Annotated in this window: 1 protein-coding gene and 1 pseudogene; one reads left to right on the top strand and one right to left on the bottom strand. The window is 48.2% G+C overall.

Annotation, left to right across the window (positions count from 1 at the left end):
* Positions 1-314, bottom strand: a pseudogene (locus R7R78_RS27395) (AraC family transcriptional regulator); the annotation flags it as partial.
* Between the two features lie 90 nt (positions 315-404).
* On the opposite strand from R7R78_RS27395, the gene R7R78_RS27390 reads away from it, so the two are divergent.
* Positions 405-626: MATE family efflux transporter (locus R7R78_RS27390; RefSeq protein ID WP_406707406.1), on the top strand; the 222-nt coding region annotated here is incomplete at its 3' end.

Below are 626 nucleotides of genomic sequence, written 5' to 3'. Positions count from 1 at the left end.
GTGTCTACGGGCAAGATGGTCAGCGTATACGGTTCGATCTCCTTAACGCAATTCGGCGTAATCAACACACCGCCGCCTTCTAACGTGAATAACAACGTATGCACGCCCACCTTGTCACGCTCAACGTGATAACCGTCGTGCAGCTCAGCCAATCCCGCCATAAAAATATCGGCACGTTGCCATTCTGGAATTTCCGTTAGCGTAAGAAAACGTTCTTTGCACGCAGGCGCAAGGTAGACGTCATCGTGCCACTCATGTTGAGGAGAGAATTGACCGATGACGGATTCGCACAGGTTTTGTCGATTTTCGAACATGTATTTATGCCTCGGTTGGTTTTATATTCCCCCACAAACTGAGGAGTGACTATGACGAACAATACTGACATCAAAAATCAAGCAAATCCTATGTCTGGCGACTTGTTACGTCAGATTATTCGCTTAGGTTTTCCTGTCGCAATCCAAAGCGCGCTTGTCGCGATATTGGCATTGGCTGATGTTCTCATGGTTAGTGACTTTGGTAAAGAAGCGACAGCAGCTGTGGGAATTGCGTCAAAATGGCATTTCGTGGCGATCATGATCATGGCCGGTCTAGCCTCTGCCAACGGCACGCTCGTTGCTCAATATTGG

Source organism: Vibrio sp. 2134-1, from assembly GCF_033339495.1.
The sequence above is the reverse complement of the archived record's forward strand: the minus strand, read 5'-3'. Positions and strand labels throughout refer to the sequence as shown.